This window comes from Bartonella sp. AC158YNML (genome assembly GCF_042196725.1).
Taxonomy (GTDB): Bacteria; Pseudomonadota; Alphaproteobacteria; order Rhizobiales; family Rhizobiaceae; genus Bartonella.
Genome location: NZ_JBHIQU010000002.1, coordinates 251,237 through 272,059, shown reverse-complemented (window position 1 = coordinate 272,059; position 20,823 = coordinate 251,237). Strand labels below are relative to the sequence as shown.

18 protein-coding genes and 1 tRNA gene are annotated in these 20,823 nt (G+C 39.4%); 13 read left to right on the top strand and 6 right to left on the bottom strand.

Annotated elements, in window-relative coordinates:
• Window positions 1-166 precede the first annotated feature (166 nt).
• The 7 genes from ACFIM1_RS02310 (at window position 167) to ACFIM1_RS02280 (ending at window position 4,988) form a co-directional block, all read left to right on the top strand.
• Complete coding sequence (locus tag ACFIM1_RS02310) at window positions 167-460, top strand: hypothetical protein (protein WP_375606464.1); 294 nt, start codon at window positions 167-169, stop codon at window positions 458-460.
• Between the two features lie 51 nt (window positions 461-511).
• The gene (locus ACFIM1_RS02305; RefSeq protein ID WP_375609059.1) at window positions 512-1,594 is read left to right on the top strand and encodes a quinone-dependent dihydroorotate dehydrogenase; all 1,083 of its coding nucleotides are present in this window, start codon (window positions 512-514) and stop codon (window positions 1,592-1,594) included.
• A gap of 138 nt (window positions 1,595-1,732) precedes the next feature.
• Window positions 1,733-1,809: transfer RNA gene (locus ACFIM1_RS02300), tRNA-His, on the top strand.
• Window positions 1,810-1,834: 25 nt separating this feature from the next.
• The gene (locus ACFIM1_RS02295) at window positions 1,835-1,975 is read left to right on the top strand and encodes a hypothetical protein (protein WP_375606462.1); all 141 of its coding nucleotides are present in this window, start codon (window positions 1,835-1,837) and stop codon (window positions 1,973-1,975) included.
• Between the two features lie 122 nt (window positions 1,976-2,097).
• Window positions 2,098-3,441 carry an MATE family efflux transporter gene (locus tag ACFIM1_RS02290; protein WP_375609060.1) on the top strand — a complete coding sequence of 448 codons (1,344 nt, stop codon included), beginning with the start codon at window positions 2,098-2,100 and terminating at the stop codon, window positions 3,439-3,441.
• A gap of 260 nt (window positions 3,442-3,701) precedes the next feature.
• A complete protein-coding gene (locus ACFIM1_RS02285) occupies window positions 3,702-4,040 on the top strand; it encodes an NADPH-dependent FMN reductase (RefSeq protein WP_375609061.1) in 339 nt (112 codons plus the stop codon).
• A 558-nt stretch (window positions 4,041-4,598) separates the two neighbouring features.
• Window positions 4,599-4,988, top strand: coding sequence for a hypothetical protein (locus ACFIM1_RS02280; protein WP_375606459.1), 390 nt, complete (start codon window positions 4,599-4,601; stop codon window positions 4,986-4,988).
• Window positions 4,989-5,034: 46 nt separating this feature from the next.
• On the opposite strand, the gene ACFIM1_RS02275 is transcribed toward ACFIM1_RS02280, so the two are convergent.
• The 4 genes from ACFIM1_RS02275 to ACFIM1_RS02260 all read right to left on the bottom strand — a co-directional run bounded on the left by ACFIM1_RS02275 (window position 5,035) and on the right by ACFIM1_RS02260 (window position 8,614).
• Window positions 5,035-5,181: a hypothetical protein gene (locus ACFIM1_RS02275; protein WP_375608561.1), complete on the bottom strand. Its 147-nt coding sequence runs from the start codon at window positions 5,179-5,181 to the stop codon at window positions 5,035-5,037.
• 781 nt (window positions 5,182-5,962) lie between these two features.
• Window positions 5,963-7,183, bottom strand: a complete 1,221-nt coding sequence (locus ACFIM1_RS02270; RefSeq protein WP_375608562.1) for an MFS transporter — start codon at window positions 7,181-7,183, stop codon at window positions 5,963-5,965.
• A gap of 10 nt (window positions 7,184-7,193) precedes the next feature.
• Window positions 7,194-7,937 (bottom strand): hypothetical protein, encoded by a 744-nt coding sequence (locus tag ACFIM1_RS02265; protein WP_375608563.1) that lies wholly within the window; start codon window positions 7,935-7,937, stop codon window positions 7,194-7,196.
• Window positions 7,934-8,614, bottom strand: a complete 681-nt coding sequence (locus ACFIM1_RS02260) for a radical SAM protein (protein WP_375608564.1) — start codon at window positions 8,612-8,614, stop codon at window positions 7,934-7,936. The genes ACFIM1_RS02265 and ACFIM1_RS02260 overlap by 4 nt, the downstream gene beginning before the upstream one ends.
• Before the next feature lie 1,610 nt (window positions 8,615-10,224).
• Here ACFIM1_RS02260 and ACFIM1_RS02255 point away from each other — a divergent pair.
• From ACFIM1_RS02255 to edd, 5 genes are all read left to right on the top strand, one after another.
• Window positions 10,225-11,652 carry a glutamine synthetase family protein gene (locus ACFIM1_RS02255; RefSeq protein ID WP_375606455.1) on the top strand — a complete coding sequence of 476 codons (1,428 nt, stop codon included), beginning with the start codon at window positions 10,225-10,227 and terminating at the stop codon, window positions 11,650-11,652.
• Window positions 11,653-11,657: 5 nt separating this feature from the next.
• On the top strand, window positions 11,658-12,947 hold the full coding sequence (locus ACFIM1_RS02250; protein WP_375609062.1) for an NAD(P)/FAD-dependent oxidoreductase: 1,290 nt from the start codon (window positions 11,658-11,660) through the stop codon (window positions 12,945-12,947).
• A gap of 119 nt (window positions 12,948-13,066) precedes the next feature.
• Window positions 13,067-14,539, top strand: coding sequence for a glucose-6-phosphate dehydrogenase (zwf, locus tag ACFIM1_RS02245; protein WP_375609063.1), 1,473 nt, complete (start codon window positions 13,067-13,069; stop codon window positions 14,537-14,539).
• A 10-nt stretch (window positions 14,540-14,549) separates the two neighbouring features.
• Window positions 14,550-15,302, top strand: a complete 753-nt coding sequence (gene pgl / locus ACFIM1_RS02240; protein WP_375606452.1) for a 6-phosphogluconolactonase — start codon at window positions 14,550-14,552, stop codon at window positions 15,300-15,302.
• A gap of 55 nt (window positions 15,303-15,357) precedes the next feature.
• Window positions 15,358-17,181, top strand: coding sequence for a phosphogluconate dehydratase (gene edd / locus ACFIM1_RS02235; RefSeq protein WP_375609064.1), 1,824 nt, complete (start codon window positions 15,358-15,360; stop codon window positions 17,179-17,181).
• Window positions 17,182-17,241: 60 nt separating this feature from the next.
• Here the strand turns inward: edd and folD are convergent, their stop codons facing one another.
• Window positions 17,242-18,141, bottom strand: a complete 900-nt coding sequence (gene folD / locus ACFIM1_RS02230) for a bifunctional methylenetetrahydrofolate dehydrogenase/methenyltetrahydrofolate cyclohydrolase FolD (protein ID WP_375606450.1) — start codon at window positions 18,139-18,141, stop codon at window positions 17,242-17,244.
• A 297-nt stretch (window positions 18,142-18,438) separates the two neighbouring features.
• Here folD and ACFIM1_RS02225 point away from each other — a divergent pair, with 297 nt between their 5' ends.
• Window positions 18,439-20,319 (top strand): AsmA family protein, encoded by a 1,881-nt coding sequence (locus ACFIM1_RS02225; RefSeq protein ID WP_375609065.1) that lies wholly within the window; start codon window positions 18,439-18,441, stop codon window positions 20,317-20,319.
• A gap of 319 nt (window positions 20,320-20,638) precedes the next feature.
• On the opposite strand, the gene ACFIM1_RS02220 is transcribed toward ACFIM1_RS02225, so the two are convergent.
• Window positions 20,639-20,782, bottom strand: coding sequence for a hypothetical protein (locus ACFIM1_RS02220; RefSeq protein ID WP_375606448.1), 144 nt, complete (start codon window positions 20,780-20,782; stop codon window positions 20,639-20,641).
• Between the last annotated feature and the right edge of the window lie 41 nt (window positions 20,783-20,823).

Here is a 20,823-nt window from a genome sequence, read left to right as displayed (position 1 = left end):
ACGTGCAAGCGAATGGTTTTGATTGATTCAAGATAAACAGATTTGAAATGAGACAATCTTACGATATTCGGGATTCTTATTCAATATGAATAACGATTAACTATCATTAAAATCAATATATTATATGATATTACACAAAGTAACTTTGAGAATAGAGATAATTTTTTTGCCTTTTAAAGGGGGGTATAAGCTTACCTATAAGAAAGAAGAGAAAGGCTTTGGTGAAGAGCCATTGATGTCTCAATTTGTGCTGCATTTTATAAGGTTTAGGTTTGAAAGTTTATCTCTGAACAGTAGCAAAAAAGAGAAACGTTTTTTAAAGAATAAAAAGTTTTTACACGGTATGCATCAATATAAATGTGTATGGTTATTAATGGATTTTTATGCTGAAGTTTCTTATAGAAGAGAGCAGTATTATTTGGATAATATGCTCTCTTTGATTGGTAATCTTTTGTGTTAAAAGATATAGGTGAGGTGCGATGGATCATTTTTATGTTGTGGAGAAGGATTGATGAGTTTTTTTCGTTGTATTGGCCGTTCTGCCTTATTTATGTTGGATCCAGAGCAAGCACACGGTTTAGCGATTCTCGGGCTGAAAAGTGGATTAAATGGCTGTCAAAAGGTTATCGATAAACGTTTGTGTGTAACTGTTGCTGGGCTTGAGTTTGAAAATTTTATTGGTCTTGCTGCGGGGTTTGATAAAAATGCAGAGGTTGTGGATGGTGTTTTTCGTTTAGGATTTGGTTTTACAGAAATTGGGACAGTGACACCAAAGCCTCAGATTGGAAATTCTAAACCACGACTCTTTCGTTTAAAAGAAGATGAAGCAATTATTAATAGAATGGGTTTTAATAATGATGGACATCAAGTTGTTTACAACAGATTGCGCGCGTGTAAAAAAACTGGTGTTGTAGGCGTTAACATTGGAGCCAATAAGGATACGGTTAATAAGATTGGTGATTATACTGTTGGTATTGCTCATTTTTATGATGTTGCTGATTATTTTACGGTTAATATTTCTTCTCCTAATACACCAGGCTTACGTGATTTACAGGCCCGTGACAGTTTGCATCTTTTGTTGAGTGCAATTTCGCAAGTGCGAAATGAGCAAGAGAAAAAGCATGGATTCTCCATTCCCATTTTTTTAAAAATTGCTCCTGATTTATCAGAGAAAGAATTAGATGATGTTGCTGAAGAAATAAAGCTTTCTAATTTTAATGGGCTGATTGTTTCTAACACAACTCTTTCACGCCAGGGGCTTAGCAATAGTCACCTCAGCAATGAAGAGGGAGGGCTTTCTGGACGTCCACTTTTTGAACGTTCTACTATTGTGCTTGCAAAAATGCGTCAAAAGTTAGGGAAGGAGATTGCAATTATCGGTGTTGGCGGTGTAAAGGACGCACAAACTGCTTTGGAAAAAGTAAAAGCTGGTGCAGATTTGATTCAATTATACAGTGGGATGGTTTATGAAGGTCCAGATCTTGTCATAACTATTCTGCAAGAGATTTTGCAGATGATGCAACAAGATGGAGTTGATAACATAAAAAGCTATCGTGATCATAGTCTTGAGCATTGGGCAAAATTTCCTTTGTAAAAAACGCTTTTTTCTTCACAAAAAATTGCGAGATTTTTTTAAAGGGGCTTGCAAACTTTGTTGATTTTCCTTATGTCACATAAGCAAAGGATAAATGCTTACAAAATCGTGAACAGTTATGGTACATTTTCTTTTTATGCGGTTGTAGCTCAGTTGGTTAGAGCGCTGGTTTGTGGCACCAGAGGTCGTAGGTTCAAATCCCACCAACCGTACCAAAAAATTTTATTGGAAATACTGAAAATGGATGTGCAAGACGAACAAACGCTTGCTAAGAGTATTGTATCACCGACTGTAACTGCTTGGGGGTATAATGTTGTACAAAAAACGCATGGCATTCCAAAAAAAACAATAAGGCGCATTGCGCTTCTCCTCTTACCTTAATGCGTTTTCATTATGCATCTTTTACACAAGATTTGCGATGGAAAGATTTTACGGAACAAATCAATTGTTTTGTTTAAAAGATCCGAGCTTCATACACTTTTCAATATGGAAGGGTATTCACAATGTTTGTTGTGATGAAGCAATTGCTATCTCTTGGCATGCCACTGGCTGTTGGGTTTATCTCTCAGATGATGATTTCCTTCACAGAAGCAGCGCTTGTAGCGCATTTAGGCGTGCAAGCCTTGAGTGGTACAATGTTAGCTCTGAGTATATTTAGTTTTGTTATGTTGTTTGGGCTAGGTATTATTACCGCGGTTGCACCAAAACTTGCGGAAAGTTTTCGTAGACAAGATAGATATGCATTAAAGGCATGGTTTGATCAAGGAATAGGGCTTTCCCTTTTGATTGGAACGGTGAGTGCGATCATTTTACTCAACACGAGGAATATTTTGTGTTTTCTCGGCCAAGATGGGACAATTGCCAATATAGCGCAGGAATATAATAGTGGTGCTGCTATAGGAGTGGTGTTTTTTTATCTTTATGTGAATAGCCGGGGATTGCTGTCAGCAATTGGTAATCCACAGCCTTTAACCTGGGTTATGCTTGCAGCTATCATCGTGAATTTTTTTATCTCTTGGCCGCTTATTTTTGGTATAGGTTCTGCGAGCGGATTAGGTGTCTTTGGTGCTGGAGTTGCGAGCAGTTTGATCCGTATTTTAATTGTTATCGCTGCGGCAATAATTTTGTCCCGCAATTCTGCTTTTCATTCTTTTCGCTTTAATTATTTGAGACCAAAGTTAGAGATTTCACGAATAATAAAATTGCTGCGAGTAGGGCTACCCATTGGTATACGTATTCTTATTGCGGAAGGCTTTCCTTCGGTCATTGCATTTATGATTACGGCTTATGGGGTCGAATCTTTGGCTGCACATACGATAGGGATGCGTCTCGATATGCTTATTTCTGTGGTGGCTTTGGGAATTTCCAGCGCAGCTGCGACAATAGCAGCGTGGTATAGAGCAGATAGGAATAATATGGCTCTAAAACAGTTGCGTATAAGTGTCACAGTTTTTGCTGTAGCTTATGTCTTATTTTTATCAGTGGTTGTTTATCTCTCTTATGAATTTATCCTTACAACTATCTTTAATATTTCTTCAGAACGCGTTATTGTTTTCTCTTGGGAGTTGCTTCCGTTCATCTTATTGTCTTTTGCTTTTGGCACTTTAGGAGCTATGCTCAATGGCATACTTGTGGGTTTGCTTGATACGTTTTGGTCAATAATTGTTGTAGCAATAAGTTATTGGGGGTTAGGCCTATTGGGGGGAGCGCTAATGGCGCATTTTTTTGAATATGACTTTATTGGCTATTGGCTTGGCATGATTGGTGCAAGCTTAATCGTTTCTATCTTTAATTATATGCGCGTGGGTTATTTAATAAAATGCAATCCTATGTTTGGGGTAGAGTGAGTGTTATAAAAGCGCTTGTAAAGCACTAGCTGTGAAGGCATAGCTATTCACCGTCCATAGAGGCTGTTTTACTTCTATGGAGATAACAATATAGGTTACAAAACTTGCTTAATATTGAAAAGAAGTGCCTTTGATTGTAGCCTCAATATTCTTTATTGAATTTTAAAATAATATGGATTTATTAAAATCATTCAGCTTCAATTTAAGAGTAAGTTCGGTAGATTGGAAGAGTTTAATACCTTAAAAAATGACGAGAAAAAATGTGCTTATATTCATACGCCGTTGAGGAGGCATTTAAAAAAGTTGTTGTTTTTATAAGTTATTACAATACAATCAGCGGTGCTGAAGTGCATGCATTTGTTAAAACAATTGCAGTCGCTAACGGTGTTATTTTTGCAAATCCTGTTTATTACAGGTCTTATTCAGAGACATTGAAGAATGCTCTTGATAATTTAGATTATGATGCTTTTTGGATAAAGCTTTTGGTCTTCTCTCTCATGACAATACAACCAAAAATGCGCACTGCCCTGTGTATATTTGGTACTAGTTGTGCATATGCTTTATGGACAGGCACTGCAATATCAAGTTGCTTCAGCTAAAGATGGTTTTGCGTTTGAGAATGAAAACCGTACATGGAGACTTAGCAGCGTAAATGTACGGGCTCGCTGCGCACATCTTGTTGATGAAATATATATTTTTAAACAATAAGGGTGGAGGATATGATCAAAAATGATAGGAAATACCGTTATTTAGTCGTTGGTGGTGCAGGACTGTTGGCTTCCGTGTGCCGGTCATTAGGGCTAAATAACGTGATTATTGCAGCGCGTTTTCGTTCTCATCAATCCAAAATCGAGTTATTTCAGATAAGGGCTAAATGTGTATCTTGGAGATTATTATAAGCCATAGGCACAATTTTTAAAAGGGGTACCACTATGGACGTGCTTGAAATATTGCATATTATGGGGGCATTCGCCTGCACATGCATTTTCGTGTAGGTTGAGATTGAGCTTTTGGCCTTCTTACCGAAGCCGCTTGCGTATTGTTTATGTTTTTGGTTCTAATGCAGAGGATAAAATAATCTCTGGATGTGCGCATCACAATAAGATTGATTCCACATCTGTAAAATTAGGTCAGAAAAGGCGATCATATGGCCGGCGGTGGTCAATGAGAAAAGTCTTTATGATCATGTGATTTGTGAGAGCCGTATTGAGAAAGAGTTTGCGCAAAATCTCGATAACGACTCTGATGTAAGATTGTTTTTTAAACTGCAAAGAAGTTTTAAAATAGCTACTCCCATTGGCTCTTACACGCCTGATTGGACGTTTTTTTTAGAGCGGGATGGCGAACAAAAGCTTTACTTTGTGCTGGAAACAAAAGGAACGAATAGCGAGTTTGATTTGCGTCTTAAAGAAATGCTGAAGATTAAATGCGGCAAGGCGCATTTTACCGCCCTTGAGACTGGTGTGGTGTTTAACGAGGCACCGGTGATGAGTTGGCGCGATTCTAAGCGGGGGATGGTAGTAGAGAGAGTAGGGGGGCTGTGGTAGGAGTGGGCGGTACGAATGAGGCTGTCTTTAGTTGCGTACCGACAAGCTAATTTTGTGCTTTGCGAAATTCGCCAAGGCTTTTGGACGTACCGCGTTTATCGCGTAATAAAATCTTATGAATATCATGCAGAAGGCGCGCAGAAACGGGTGATTGCGTGTCTAGCTTCCCAATGCCGTAATTAAGTACAGCCACATAATGAGATAGCTCTTCAATATCATCAGTCGTACTGATACTTTTTTTTTATTTTCAAACAATAATAGGTCAGATGGTAACGATTATGTCCTTTTTATCTGAGAAAAGAGTAGCACCGCTTGCGTATATGTACGAGTAAAAGTCAATCAACATTGGTCTGAGGTAAAAACCGCCAATTATTTCTAATACACCTAAGGATTTCATAGCTTGCTCTAACGGTTTATATAAAACCGCCCTTTTAAAAGATGGATTGGGCGGCAAATTTATTGGGATATAGGCTTTATGAATCTCTCGAACTAAGCTTTCTACTATGCAGGTCCTAAGGCGTGATTGCATATATGGTCGTATCTGTTGCTGCGTTGTGTAGGCAGAGATCCTAAATTAGGAAAGGAGGGCTGCTCTTTTAATTACAAAGGAAGAATACGGCGCGTAAGTGAAGCAAAATGTATTTTGAGGAGCAGTAAAGGGGTGAGGCATTTGATGTCCAGCGGGTGATGGATTAACTGGAGTATACGTAGGCATTGCTAGGGCGGAGTTTTTAGTTAAGAATTGCACTTCGTACGCTATAAGCTCTCTGCATCCTTCATATAGGCGTTGGATCATCGCCCAATGCAACGTAAAGGGGCTGTTTTGTCTTTAGCGTTTGTTTGGCTGCTTCTATAGTGCCGCTGGCTCTATCAGCCATTATGGTGATAATTTTCTCGTCCAAAGAATAAATCAATCGATTGCGTAATAGGGTATGTGTGCCTTTTTTGACCGTGTCTTTTTTTAAAAGCAGCTGTTACCTCGTGGCAGGGTTGGGGGTGTTTATATGATCAGCTTGCCAAAGAAATGGAAGCGTTATCGCGATAGCCACCAATAGTAGTCCAGCGATAAAGGTGGCAGCAAACTGCAATGATATAAAAGAACCAAGGACGCCGACCAAAAAGCTTCCGACCGGCGTTCCAGCATAGCCTATCACCCGAAAAGCAGAATTAGCTCGCCCGAGAAGTTGCTTTGGTGTGAGGCGCTGCCTGAAGGCGGTAACACCAATAAACCATAAGCTTGCTCCAATGCCAGCGATAAAGGTGACGCCCCATACGACGACAGCACTTTTTGAAAAGGCTGGAATCAGCAGCAAGACAACCGTTCCTAAACCGTCAGTGAGAACAGCTAGGCGCACCGGTGCATAGCGTATACGCGGCGCAAATAGGGCACCTGCCATTGTTCCAAGTGCGTAGGCTGCAAACATCACGCCATATTGGCTGCTATGTAGGCCCAGATACCGACTGTCGGTAACGAAGAAGATGAATGAGGTTAGGAATGCTCCAAATACCACCGATAGAAAGAATGTGAGTAATGTAAGGGAGGTAAGATGCCGATTTGAAAAAATGAAACGAAAGCCGGCAATGATATAACGGAAAGTGATGTTTTCTTTATCAGGTGTTGGCGATGTCGGAACAGCATGGCGAGCGGTAAAAATCAATGCGATAAAAAGCACGATTAACAGGCCGAGAAATAGCAGTGTGCTATGCGCTAAAATGCTGCTTGTTATGACAGGGGCAAGAAAATAGGAGACCCCGAAATCTAAAAACAAGACAATAGAGTAGAAGGTCATCAATCGCTCTCCCTCCATGATAAGTGGTGGAATCGTCATTATATAAGCTTCGGCAGAAACGACGATGAATCCAGCAATGGTTGCATAGAAGAAAATTTGTTCGGCTGGAGTAATCTGTATCATGAGCAGTATGAACAGGACAATATGCAGTAGCATGAAGATGAAGAGAGCTGAGGTGGCAAGTTTTATTTTGTCGCAGCGATCAAGTAAAACGCCTGCAAGGATGCCGAAAATTGGCCACGCTAATGAGAAGAGACCTTGCGCCCAACTTACTCCGACTACGCCATATCCAGATTGTCTTGCTAATAGCGGGATGGCAGTGCGCAAAGCACCGCTGAGTAAGGCGAGCAGACTAACGGTTAGGCAAAAATAGCGTATGTTCTTGTTGGAAAAAAGCGTGAACATTCTGTTCTCCTTAAGATGCCACACAGGTTTCCACTGTTCCATCAAGTACGGCGGTTGTATTCAGCATGTTTGAGACATAGCCGTCCAAGATATTCCTGTCTTCCTGAGATAGAAGAAAATACATAAGGTTGGAATACCATTGCCAACCACGCTGAGTCAGCTGGAGATTGTTATCACTTTCTGCGATGAGACCTGCATCTATGAGCTGTTGTAGGTTATTGTATACGAAAGAGGGAAGTGCGGTCCAGTCAATTCTTTCTTTTTCGGCATGGCCGTTATAAGGTAGCCGCATACACAAAGCCTTGGAGGCTTGTTGCTCCGCTGATACCCAATTGTAGTATACTTTGGATTTGCCTTTAAGTTGTATGTCGGTAATGTATCCGCTTCGACTGGGATTGGCTCGTGTGACGAGTGAGCTGGGAATCGACAGTGCTGACGCCCCAAAGCCAACGACATAATCGTCATGATAACCATGCAAATATTTGTGATAGCGGAAATAATTAGCTGAACTCGTTTTAGCGAGCGTTAGACGAGTTTTGTTGGCAATTTTGATATAGGAATGCCCATTACACGGCGTATAGCCGCAGCTGCGCATAACGATGTCGCTAAATAAGCGAAGCATCTGTCGATGCTGTAGGCTGGATGGCTTTAGCCCTTTTTGTGCGTAAGACTTATGCAGTTGCGACGTGATAGCCAGATTGTTGATTGCATAGAGGTTGATGGTTTCAGGGTGAAGCTCGCTGGCTTGCTTCAATCGTATAATAGTTCTTCGGCTTGCTGGCTGTGCATGCCATATAGTAGGTCTAAACCGACATGTCCAATTATCTCTTGTGACCAAGCTACGGTATTGTTGATTTGTTCACGTGTTGAGGTGAGGTTAAACAATGATCGGAAACGCTCAATGAAACTCTGTATACCGAAGCTGATCCGGTTAACGCCGATCTCACGGGCAGCATAAAGTTTATCACGTGTGACGCTTTTCGGTTCGCTTTCCAGTGTAAGCTCAGTTAAGGAAGAGAGCTCAAATTCGGCATGCAATACTTTTCCGATGTGGCGGATATTATCTGCAGACAAAAGCGACGGTGTGCCGCCCCCTATATAGATGCTGCGGATGGACCCTTTAAGCGAGCGAATGAAATTTCCTTTGTTTCTGATCTCTGTGGTAAGCGCTGACATATAAGATTCGATTTGCTTAACGTGCTTGTAGGCCCCTTTCTGAAAGGGACAGAAGGAACAGATGGTTTCACAAAAGGGAATATGCAAATAAAGAGAAATGGTACGCGCTTGTGGAATCTGCTGACTCTGCGCTAGCTTATTAAAGTCTAGGTAATTGTAAAATTCATTTGAAATAGTGCGAAATAGCGGATATGTGAAGTTGTAAATCGGCTTGGGTTGATTGAATTTCACAAAAGGATGATCCACGAGTTGCATAGCTTATCTCCCCCAATTTCTTAACTCGCACTATATTATTGACGGGCGACTGGTTATCCAATCGCTCGAGTGTATTACCAAAGATTTTCACGGAACATAATGAATCCTCCTTTTGTAGAAGTTATATGTATTATACATATAACTTGTTATATGAACAGGATAGCTTGTTTAAGAGGCAATGGAAAGATAAAAAATGTCTATTTATAAAAGAACTTTCTCTTGCAGTCTTATGGTCTGATATTGTAATTGGTACCCTGTTTTACGTGGTCGGGCTATGAATGCCTAGAGCGAGAAAAAGCAGGGTATTTTAATGGACGTGCGGGACATCATTGTTATGTTGCTGGGTCTTGGAATTTGCGTCTGGTTATGAAATATCATTAGCGCAAAAAGATGGTTTTAAAGGTAGAGATTTTAATATCTCTGTAAAACTTCGAGAAGAGATAGAATTATCTATTAGAAAACATATAAATGTCCAGTGTGATAATATTATCGAATGACATGACATCATCGCTCTTGCTCGCCATTTTGACATATTACCTAAAATCTCATTGAGATTGTGTCATGTACTGGCAAACGGGGATAGATCGCGTTTTGGTATGACTGCGACGAAGTTACGTGCTGCATTGTCTTTGCTAGAATCCAATAGGATTAGGCTTAATAGGGTGCATTTGCATGGGGGCGTGTGCTCGGTCTGCACAGTATCACGAGATCATAAGTCAAAGTATGTGAAAGCAACTGATACAAAAAAGATTTTACGATGGTGGAAGATCGACGATGAAGGACGTTAGTTCAAAGAAAATTGATATTATTGTGTTTTCATATCCTGATTTTTGGGCTTTTGAGATATAAATAACACACCTCTTAGTGGGCTGGAGATTATCAAATGTTGAATCACGCATGGCGCAATTAGCAAAAAATCCTATCTATTGGATTTGGTATGCTCTACTGGATTCTTAGCTCTAAATATTGTGTGCGAAGTGTAATGTCAAGCGGTAGGAATTGATATAAGTGCAGAGTCGTACCATCCGCTCAGAACAAGGTTGATAGCTCTGTTATGCAGGCGATGGTTAAGTTTTATGTCGGAAATGTTGAGCGTATGACTTATCCTGAAAATACATTTACGCATATTATGGCGGGGTGAGTGTTTGTAAGCACTAGCTGTAAAGGCTACTCACCATCCTAGGGTGTTTACTTCTATGTGGATAACAATAGAGTTACAAAACTTGCTTCATATTAAAAAAGTTTCTTTTCTTTTAATTAAGCATTGCTACAACCAAAAGGAAATTAAATATCTCGTCTTTATTATTCTCGCCAATGTTTGCTTGTATATGATTATTTGAATCGGAATTAGGTTATGTTCCCTATGGTATTTCGCACTGTTTTATATAAGGAGAAGGTTCGACCGATGTATCGCGTGCAGTACCAATTTTCACTATGGTGATAGGATAGCTTGATGGTGATAGGATAGCTTGTTGAGCGTAAAATTCTTTTACCTTGATGAATCTTATAGTATTCTTCAAAAATATCAGTTGATAAATTTTTTTTGTGTCGTTTATGCATGGGCTGATACAATAAAAATAGGACTTAATTGTTTTTAAAGTTGGTATGTTATGGCTGTAAAAAATGTTAAACAAACGAAAAGTAAGAATTTTAAACCTGTCTCTCGTTTTCTCAAAAGTTTACGTGGTGTGAATAATTGGGAACAGGTTTCACAATGGCTTTCTTTTCGTAAGGTAGAGGATATTGAATGTATTACGCCTGATCAAGCAGGAGTTCCACGGGGTAAGATGATGCTTTCTAAAAAATTTACATCGGAAACATCATTGGCATTGCCTTCAGCAGTTTTTATGGCAACAATTTCAGGGGATTATCCTGAAGATGGTCATGGTTTTGAATATCCTAAAGCAGATGGTGATTTACGCCTTGAGCCTGATCTTTCTACGTTAAGCATTGTGCCATGGGAAGATGCTCCTACGGCACAGGTGATTTGTGATCTTGTGTATCAAAATGGTCAGGTTGTGGATTATACACCACGCAATGTTTTACGAACGGTGGTTCATTTTTACACAAAAATGGGTTTAAAACCAGTTGTTTCACCAGAAATTGAGTTTTATTTGGTACAAAAAAATCCCGATCCTGATTACCCTTTAGTTTCACCGGTTGGTCGTTCTGGGCGTTCAATTGGTGGAGGGCAAGGCTATTCAATTGCTGGTGTGAATGAATTTGATGATTTGATTGATGATATTTATCATTTTTCAGAGGCACAAGGATTGGAAATTGATACACTCATTCATGAAGAAGGAGCAGGTCAGTTTGAAATCAATTTACGTCATGGTGATCCTATTGAATTAGCGGATCAAGTTTTTATGTTTAAACGAACAATTCGTGAAGCAGCACTGAAACATAATATGTATGCGACATTTATGGCAAAACCCATTCAGGGGCAGCCAGGTTCTGCGATGCATATTCACCAATCGGTCGTTGATAAGAAAACGGGTATGAACATTTTTACACAGGAGAATGGTGAAGAAAGTGTCTGTTTTCGGCATTTTATTGGTGGATTGCAAAAACATATGCCAGGGGTTCTTGTGATGCTTGCGCCTTACGTGAATTCTTATCGACGTCTTGTACCTGATAATTCGGCTCCTGTTAATTTGCGGTGGGGATATGATAATCGGACGACAGCTTTTCGTGTTCCTCGTTCTGCTCCTCAAGCGCGGCGTGTCGAGAATAGGCTTCCTTCATCAGATGCGAATCCTTATTTAGCTCTTGCAGCTTCTTTAGCGTGTGGTCTCATTGGTTTACAGCAAAAAATTGAGCCAGATGAGCCAACGACAAATAATGTGAATGCTGATAATATTGAGTTACCGCGTGGACTCATTGAGGCAGTTAATTTGTTTGAACAAGATACAGCAATACATGCTATTTTAGGGGATGTGTTTGTCAGTACTTATGCTGCAATCAAACGACAAGAGTTTGAAACTTTTATGGAAGTAATTAGTCCGTGGGAGCGTGAATATCTCCTGCTGAATGTTTAAATTTTATGACAACGATTGATGATAATCCAATTTCTCCAGGAATTTCTTGGTATGAAGATACTTTAAAAGAGCGCCCCTCTTATCCATGTTTTGATGAATACAGACAGTGTGATGTGGTCATTATCGGAGGTGGATTTACGGGACTTTCAGCTGCTTATCATTTAGCCAAAGCTGGAGTGGATGTTGTTTTGTTTGAAGCATCACGTTTTGGTGATGGCGCTTCAGGGCGCAATGGTGGTCAATTAGGAACGGGGCAACGGCAGTGGGTAGAAACATTAGAGAAAAAATATGGTTTTGAGCGCAGTAAGGTTCTGTTTGATTTAGCAGAAGAAGCTAAAAAAGATATTTTATCGTTATGCGCGATGCCTGATTGTCAGTGTGATTTGATAGTAGGACAACTTTCTGTGACCCATAAAAGGCGTGATCTTCTCTCTTATCAACGGCATATTGAGGTGATGCAACGTTACGGTTATCAGGCTCTTACTTTTATGGATAGGGCTGAAACATCTAGGCGACTTGGATCGCTTTTTTATTGTGGTGGTATTTATGATGCGGATACCGGCCATATAAATCCCTTAAAATTGGTTGTTGGATTGGCAAAAAAAGCCCAAGATGCTGGTGCTAAGCTTTATGAGAAATCACAAGTAACGACCATAAGGCGCAAGCAAGCCCATTGGAAAGTGATAACAGAAAAAGGCAGTGTAACAGCAGAACATGTTTTACTTGCAACAAATGGGTATAAACTTGGTCTGGAGCGTTTTATTGAAAAAAATATTGTTTCTATTCGCTCTTATATTGGAGCAACGGATCCATTACCAAAGCATAGTTCAATTCTTATAGGGGGGGAATCGGTTGATGATTCCCGTTTTATGGTTCGCTATTTTCGCAAAAGCATTGATAATCGTCTCTTATTTGGTGGTGTAGAAAGTTATGATAATAAGCATCCTCTAAATTTAGATGAACGTATAAAACGGCAAATTGTTGAAATTTATCCTCAATTACATTCTATCAATTTAAGCCATCGGTGGGGAGCAACGGTAGCGATTACAGTTGAGCGCATGCCCTATGTTCGCCAACTTTTCTCAAGGATAACTTATTGTGGTGGTTATTCAGGGCATGGCGTTATGTTGGCTCCTTTCGTGGGAAAATTATATGCAGAATGGTTAACTGGAAAATATGAACGTTTTTCCTATTTCCAAGACTTAAAGATTTCATCTTTTCCGGGGGGACGCGTTTTGCGTTATCCGCTTATATTTTTAGCAATGCATTGGTTTTCTTTAATGGATCGCCTTTAATGGAAACATTGCTTGAAATGAAGAAAATTAATGGCTTATTTAGTATCTGTCTGCTTTAATGATGAAAGCTTTTATAAGTGATATGGGATTTCATAATCGAATGGAAAATAAACAAGTTCATGGTGCGTAAAATTATTCCAGTTTCTTCCTTTGATTGTATTGTTTTTGGTGGCAATGGTGATCTGGCGTCGCGCAAGCTTTTGCCGGCTTTGTATCATTGTCAGTGTGCTGGGCAATTCAATGAGCCAACACGTATTATTGGGGTTTCGCGCACTTCCCTAAGTCGTGAAGAATATCAAAATTTTGTCCGCATTTCTTTAGAAAAACATATCCATCCAAAAGATCTAAATTCAACAGAACTCAATCGTTTTCTTGCACGTTTAAGCTATGTTTCTGTTGATGTTTCCTCGAACCGAGGATGGGAGGATTTAGCCCTCCTTCTGTCACAAGATTCAGCGGATATTCGAGCTTTTTATTTGGCTGTTGGTTCGTCACTTTTTACTGATATTGCGATGAAGTTGGGAAAAAATAATTTGGTGACAGCACAAACACGGATTATCATTGAAAAACCAATTGGTTGCGATGTAAAAACAGCTATTTCACTTAATAATGTATTTGCAAGCGCCTTTAATGAAGAGCAGATCTTTCGCATTGATCATTATCTTGGGAAGGAAACTGTTCAAAATTTAATGGCATTGCGGTTTGTTAATACACTTTATGAACCGCTATGGAACTCCAATTATATTGATCATGTTCAAATAACCGTTGCTGAATCTTTAGGGTTAGAGGGGCGTACAGAATACTATGAAAGCACTGGTGCTCTACGCGATATGGTTCAAAACCATATGCTACAGTTACTTTGTTTGGTTGCGATGGAAATACCATTTATCAACAGTGCTAATGCTGTGCGCGATGAAAAACTTAAAGTTTTACATTCTTTGACACCGCTTGATGTCCATAATGTAGGGCAGCATACTGTACGTGGGCAGTATCTTTCTGGTCTATCAAATGGTATATCTGTAGAGTCTTATTTTGATGATCTGGGAAGAGCGAGTGAGAGCGAAACATTTGTTGCGCTTAAGGTTAAGATTGATAACTGGCGCTGGGCCAATACGCCTTTTTATTTACGAACAGGTAAGCGTATGTTCACGCGAATGTCTGAAATTGTTGTCGTTTTTAAACCTATTCCTCATAATATTTTTAATGTGGATTTAGATGAAATTTTTTCTAATCGGCTTGTAATTCGTCTCCAACCTGATGAAGGTGTAAAACAATGGTTGATGATTAAGGATCCAAGTTATGGCGGTATGCGGTTTCGTCACATTCCATTAGACATGAGTTTTGCTTCCACATTTTCTGAACGTAATCCTGATGCTTATGAACGTTTATTAATGGATGTTATTCGTGGAGATCAAACACTGTTTATGCGTCGTGATGAAGTTGAGGCTGCTTGGCGTTGGATTGATCCAATCATTGAGGGATGGGAAACAATAAAACAGCCTGTTCACAGTTATAACGCTGGTTCGTGGGGGCCATCTGCTTCGATGAGCCTCATAGAACGTGATGGACGTATATGGAACAATTTAGTTTAGAGCAATAAGTATGTATAGAATGAATATTGATCGTTTAGACTTTGAAACCCCTCAGACTTTAGCTTTGGCATTAGCAGATCGAGTAGCCGCAGAGCTTAGTATATCTGTTCTTGAGCGTAATAGAGCAGTTTTAGCGGTGTCTGGTGGTAAAACACCAGAATTGTTTTTTCATTATTTGTCAAAAGCGGATATTGATTGGCAAAAGATCATTATCACTTTGGTCGATGAACGTTTTGTTCCTACACACGATGAACGTTCAAATGAACATATGGTACGGTGTCATTTGTTACAAAATTTTGCAGAAAAAGCACGTTTTGTAGGGCTTTATCATAAAGCAATTACTGCTGAACTTGCTGCTTTTTCAGCGGCGAGTCGTGTTAATACTTTGCCTAAACCCTTTGATGTTGTTGTTTTAGGAATGGGGGAAGATGGACATACGGCTTCTTTTTTTCCTGATGCTGATCGTTTAAAGCAAGCGCTTGATTTACGAACACAAGCACTTGTTTTACCCCTTCATGCTAAGAGTGCTGTTGAGCCAAGACTCTCACTAACTTTGCCAGTTATTATGCAATCTCGTTGCATTATTCTCCATTTCGAGGGTCTTCAGAAACGCGATTGTTTTGAGGAAGCTTGTCAAGATGGGGCTGAAACAGAAATGCCTATTCGGGCAATTTTGCGTAATTCCCCTCATCTCGTTCAGGTTTATTGGTCGCCTGCAGAAAATGAAATAAGTGAATCAAAATATGCGACACAAGGTGAATAAAACGTAATCTCTCTCAATGAATGAGGGGAAGAAACAATGAAAGGGGGAGAGAAATATGGCACTTTCCAAGACAATTGCCACAGTTACACGAAGGATTTATGAACGTTCTCGATCAACACGAGAAATTTACTTAGATCGTATTGCAAAAGCACAAGTTCATCGCCCCAAACGGAGTTTTTTAGGATGTGCCAATCAGGCTCATAGCTTTGCTGCTTGTGGTGCAATAGATAAAGAGCGCTTGAAGGGAAATATCGTTGGGAATATTGGCATTATCACGGCATATAATGATATACTTTCAGCACATCAACCTTTTGAAAAATTTCCTCACTTAATTAAAGAGTCGGCCCGTACGGTTGGTGGTGTTGCACAAGTTGCAGGGGGTGTTCCCGCGATGTGCGATGGTGTTACGCAGGGAAATGCGGGGATGGAGCTTTCCCTTTTTTCGCGTGAAGTAATTGCAATGGCAACAGCTATAAGCTTATCACACGATGTCTTTGATGCAGCATTGTATCTTGGGGTGTGTGATAAAATTGTGCCAGGTTTATTGATTGGTGCCCTAACATTTGGTCACTTACCAGGAATTTTTATAGCTGCTGGTCCTATGACAAGTGGTCAAGGTAATGATGAAAAAGCGAAGATACGTCAACTTTACGCCGAAAATAAAATAGATCGTCAAACACTTCTAGCATCAGAAGCACGTTCTTATCATGGACCAGGAACATGTACATTTTATGGAACAGCTAACTCTAATCAGATGATACTGGAGATGATGGGGCTTCATATGCCGGGAGCTTCTTTTATTAATGCGAATACACCGTTGCGTGATGCTTTAACAAAAGAAGCCACGGAACGTGTACTTGAAATGACAGATCTTGGTGATCATTATAGTCCACTTGGTATGATCATTGATGAGCGTTCTTTTGTGAATGCCATTGTAGGGTTAAATGCAACAGGGGGATCTACCAATCATACGATTCATTTGATTGCTATAGCTGCGGCTTGCGGTATTCAGTTGACATGGCATGATATTGCAGAAATTTCATCCGTTGTGCCTCTTTTAGCGCGAATTTATCCGAATGGTTTGGCTGATATCAATCATTTTTATGCAGCAGGGGGGATAGGATTTATTATCCGCGAGCTTATCGAGGCAGGTTTAGTGCATGAAGATGTTTCTACGGTTTGTGGTCAAGATCTCAATGCTTATGCAATTGAAGTGAAGCTTTCTGCTGATGGACGTGTGTTACGTGAAGCGGCTCTCAAGGAAAGTGGTGATCATAAGGTGTTAGCAGGATGGAGAAAACCATTCCAGCCTGAAGGGGGTATTCGCGTTTTATCGGGAGATTTGGGAACAGCTATTATAAAAGTTTCCTCTGTTAAACCAGAGTATTGGCAGATTAAAGCACCAGTCTTTGTTTTTAATGATCAAGAAGAACTACAAAAATCTTTTAAATCTGGAGCGTTGCATGATAAAGATTTTATCGCTGTTATTCGCTATCAAGGACCAAAAGCCAATGGTATGCCAGAGCTTCATAAGTTAACGACCATTTTAGGCGTTTTACAAGATCGTGGTCAAAAGGTAGCATTGATAACGGATGGGCGTATGTCAGGAGCGTCAGGAAAAATTCCTGCTGCTATCCATGTGACACCAGAAGCAGTGGATAATGGCCCCATTGCACGTTTGCAGGATGGTGACATTGTTTTCCTTGATGTTCATGGGGGTAAATTAACTCTTTTGGAAGATTTAGCAAAATTTAACGCGCGAACAACCACGCCTCCTGATCTTTCAAAAAATGAACATGGTGTTGGACGCGAACTTTTTCATGTGTTTCGTCAATCCGTTAATCGTGCAGATCAAGGGGCATCTGTTTTTATGACATGACGAATGTAAAAATGGTAAATCATGTGCAATGAAACCATGCAAAATGAATTGTTACAATTCTTAGAATTTTGGTATAGGAAGATTGTGTGATCGCGCAGCGGCTTTGAGTGTATTAACCATAAGCATGGCAATTGTCATTGGTCCAACGCCTCCTGGAACAGGGGTGATCGCAGCAGCTTTTTCTTTTACATTTTCAAAATCGACATCACCAACAAGACGTGTTTTCCCTATACCTTTTTCTGGTGCAGCAACGCGATTAATACCGACATCAATAACAATTGCACCATTTTTCACCCAGTCTTTTTTAATCATTTGTGGGCGGCCTACAGCAGCTACGAGAATATCAGCGCTTCGACACACATCATCAAGGTCACGGGTACGACTATGGGCAATTGTCACAGTGGCATTGGCTGCTGTTAAAAGGGCAGCCATAGGTTTTCCAACAATATTAGAGCGTCCAACAACGACAGCATCAAGTCCAGATAAATCTTGCCCACATTGTTGTTCAATCATCATCATGGCACCAGCTGGTGTGCAGGGAATAATAGCATCTTCAAGTGCATTTGCCGCGAGTTTTCCTACATTAATATAATGAAAACCATCAACATCTTTTTGAAAAGCAATGGCTTGTGTTACGCGGTTTGTATTCATATGAGCAGGGAGAGGCAGCTGTACCAAAATACCATGAATTTTTGGATCAGAGTTTAATGTTGCAATAAGTTGAAGTAGTTCTTTTTCTTGGGTTTCTTTGGAAACGACATGTTTGATTGAAAGAAACCCACATTCTTCGGCTTTTTTATTTTTTGAGGCGACATATACTTGACTTGCGGGATCATCTCCAACAATAATAACGGCGATACTAGGTTGTATATTATAGTGACGGCGGAGCTTTGTTGTTTCGGCCTTAACTTTTACGATAATCTCTTCAGCAAGTTTTTTCCCGTCGATAATATTATTCATTCAGAGATCCTTTCGGTAAGGCTGTTTGTTTTTTTGTAAAGCATTTTCTAATGATACGATAGAGTTTTATAGCAATAACGGTAAGAATGGTTTGATAAGGTTGTGGATTTATAGTTTTAGAAGACTTTTAAATAATTGCTTTATAAAGAAGCAGCAACATTGCTGTTTGAATAAACTTTGGATAAAGAATAAAAATAATGAAGATATAAGGCGAATTATAAGGATATAAAAAATCTTTTAACGATCATTTAATTTTGTATTTAATCTGTTATAGGGGGATAACTGCAGAGGGATGTTGTGCACATCAGAATAATAAAATTTTTGAGCGGAATTTTTATTACAATTATCTTTTTATTTGGAGTGGGGATTCTCGTTTTACCTTATCTTGTCTCTACAGATGCGATTCGTATTCATTTAGCACAGGATTTGAGTGCATGGACGGGTTATAATGTACAACTGCGTGATCCACCGCGGTTACATCTTTTCCCTTATCCTAAAGCATTTCTTTCCGGCGTTACTTTAACATCAAAAATGGATGATGTTACGCCATTATTGGAAGCTGAATCAATAGAAGTTGATCTTTCTTTAATAGATCTTCTTTGGGGGCATGTTTCTTTTTCCGAGACGCGGATTGTGCGTCCTCAATTTGTTATGGAAAAGCCCGTTGAAACAATGGCAGATTTTTTTGATAGATTTTCTCGCTCACAAGGTGCATTAGGATTGGCAATACGCAATGCGCGTGAAATATTAAAAAATAATCCTGAACATCCAGAGCTAGAGCATCTTTTGAAACAACCTTTTGGGAGGATTGTTATTGAAAATGGTGTTCTTGTGTATCACGATAGTTTTTCGGGAGTAGCAGAAAAAATAACAGGATTAAATGCGACTTTAGATTGGGCTGAATCGACTGAGGAAGTACGCTTGCGTGCAGATGCTCGTTGGCGCGGAGAATTTACAAAGTTATCAATTGATGCTTCTCAAGCATTGCTGCTTCTTGCAGGAGGGAAAAGCCAGATTAAGGCAAGTCTCAATTCTGTGCGTGGGGGAATAACGTTTACAGGACAGGCTCGGTTATCTGAATATTATATTTTTGATGGAAAGGTATCGATGCGTTCTCCGGGATGGAATCAGACATTGTCTTGGATTGGTGGGAATCAGTTTTGGGGACATAAATTAAAAATACCCATTGTATGGGAATCTCATTTTTTAGCGCAACCAATGCATATCCAAATGAATAATGTTACCTTTACGATGGGGCAAACTAGTGCGCGTGGGGCTTTAGAACTTGATTTCCAAGATTCTGTACCAAATATTATGGGCTCTTTAGCATTTGATAACTTAGATTCTAGCACTTTGGGCTCAATGTTTTTTTCAAGCAAAAAGAAAAATTCATTTTTTGATATGACAAATTTTGATTGTATTGGGGTGGATGTACGACTTTCTGCACCACAAACTAAAATAGGGAATATTTCACTCACAAATTTAGCTGCTGCAATACAAATAAAAAATGGGCATGGTATTTTTGATCTTGGGCATGCGAATATTTGGGGTGGATCCATTCAAAGTAATATTGAAGTTACGCCAGTTGGACAGAAAGTGCGTATTGGAGGAAATATTTCAGGTGCTTCTATTGATATGCAGGAAGCTCTAGAAGCTTTAGGATTTATTCCATTTATACAAAGCAAAACGAATTTTACTGCAACGATACAGACACTGGCTGATTCTTGGATGGAAGTTTTTACAAAAATGCAGAGTGAATTAACATTAAAGATGTCTTCTGGTCGGCTATTAGGGTATGATTTGAATGAATTACAAACAAGACTTTCAAACAAACAACAATTTCTTTTAATAAATGATGATTCTCTTTCCACAACTTTTGATCACTGGAATATCCAGACAAGCTTTTCAGAAGGTGTGATGAAAGTGACAGAGTCATTGATGCATACAGCAGACTTGAGTTTATCCATTCAGGGAGCTATTGCAACTGCTATTTCTCAAGGGAAGCAGAATGAATTGATACTACAGGCACAATTACGAAAAAATTATAGATCAGACACTTTATGTAAAGATGTTCAATGCCTTGCTAACAGCCTTGCATGGCCTTTTACATTTTCTCTGAGCTCTAAAGGACAAGATCATGGTAATTTTTTAATTACAAAAGCCACTGATACAGATTGAGTATTGTTTTTCGTCTATACAACATTTTATTTTATAATTATAACTCATCCGTTTACAATTTAAAGTTGTTTTTAAACTTAAATAAGAAATTCCACTATCGTAAGATTCTCTCATTTTAAATCTATTCGTGATAAAGTCATAAAAATCGTCCTCTACGTTATAAGCGTGGTTGGTATGTCGATAAATGAGTGAAGAGAGGAAGAACAACGCTTCTTATAAAATCTTTTAAATACAAGAGATTCATAATATTGATGCAAGTCTTAGAAGGTTGCTAGCAATATTTTGTTACACTAAATTTTTAAGGGATGTCGGTCAGTGCTTATTGAATCTCAGAAGAAATACCATAGCCATCTTTGGTAACTGTATGCTTCCCGTCGGCTCCAACAGAACCAATTCCCACTGTAATCAAAATAAAGGCTAAGAGGGTTGTAATCGTAATAATTGTAGCTTTTTTAGCAGACATATCTTTTTCCTCCACGGATGCATCAATGACCCAATTCAAAG

Bases quoted from the DNA above. Each gene is read 5' to 3' on its own strand.
- ACFIM1_RS02305 (WP_375609059.1), top strand. From the start codon at position 512: ATGAGTTTTTTTCGTTGTATTGGCCGTTCTGCCTTATTTATGTTGGAT.
- ACFIM1_RS02295 (WP_375606462.1), top strand. From the start codon at position 1,835: ATGGATGTGCAAGACGAACAAACGCTTGCTAAGAGTATTGTATCACCG.
- ACFIM1_RS02290 (WP_375609060.1), top strand. From the start codon at position 2,098: ATGTTTGTTGTGATGAAGCAATTGCTATCTCTTGGCATGCCACTGGCT.
- ACFIM1_RS02285 (WP_375609061.1), top strand. From the start codon at position 3,702: ATGTGCTTATATTCATACGCCGTTGAGGAGGCATTTAAAAAAGTTGTT.
- ACFIM1_RS02270 (WP_375608562.1), bottom strand. From the start codon at position 7,183: ATGTTCACGCTTTTTTCCAACAAGAACATACGCTATTTTTGCCTAACC.
- ACFIM1_RS02260 (WP_375608564.1), bottom strand. From the start codon at position 8,614: ATGCAACTCGTGGATCATCCTTTTGTGAAATTCAATCAACCCAAGCCG.
- ACFIM1_RS02255 (WP_375606455.1), top strand. From the start codon at position 10,225: ATGGCTGTAAAAAATGTTAAACAAACGAAAAGTAAGAATTTTAAACCT.
- ACFIM1_RS02250 (WP_375609062.1), top strand. From the start codon at position 11,658: ATGACAACGATTGATGATAATCCAATTTCTCCAGGAATTTCTTGGTAT.
- zwf (WP_375609063.1), top strand. From the start codon at position 13,067: ATGGTGCGTAAAATTATTCCAGTTTCTTCCTTTGATTGTATTGTTTTT.
- pgl (WP_375606452.1), top strand. From the start codon at position 14,550: ATGTATAGAATGAATATTGATCGTTTAGACTTTGAAACCCCTCAGACT.
- edd (WP_375609064.1), top strand. From the start codon at position 15,358: ATGGCACTTTCCAAGACAATTGCCACAGTTACACGAAGGATTTATGAA.
- folD (WP_375606450.1), bottom strand. From the start codon at position 18,141: ATGAATAATATTATCGACGGGAAAAAACTTGCTGAAGAGATTATCGTA.
- ACFIM1_RS02220 (WP_375606448.1), bottom strand. From the start codon at position 20,782: ATGTCTGCTAAAAAAGCTACAATTATTACGATTACAACCCTCTTAGCC.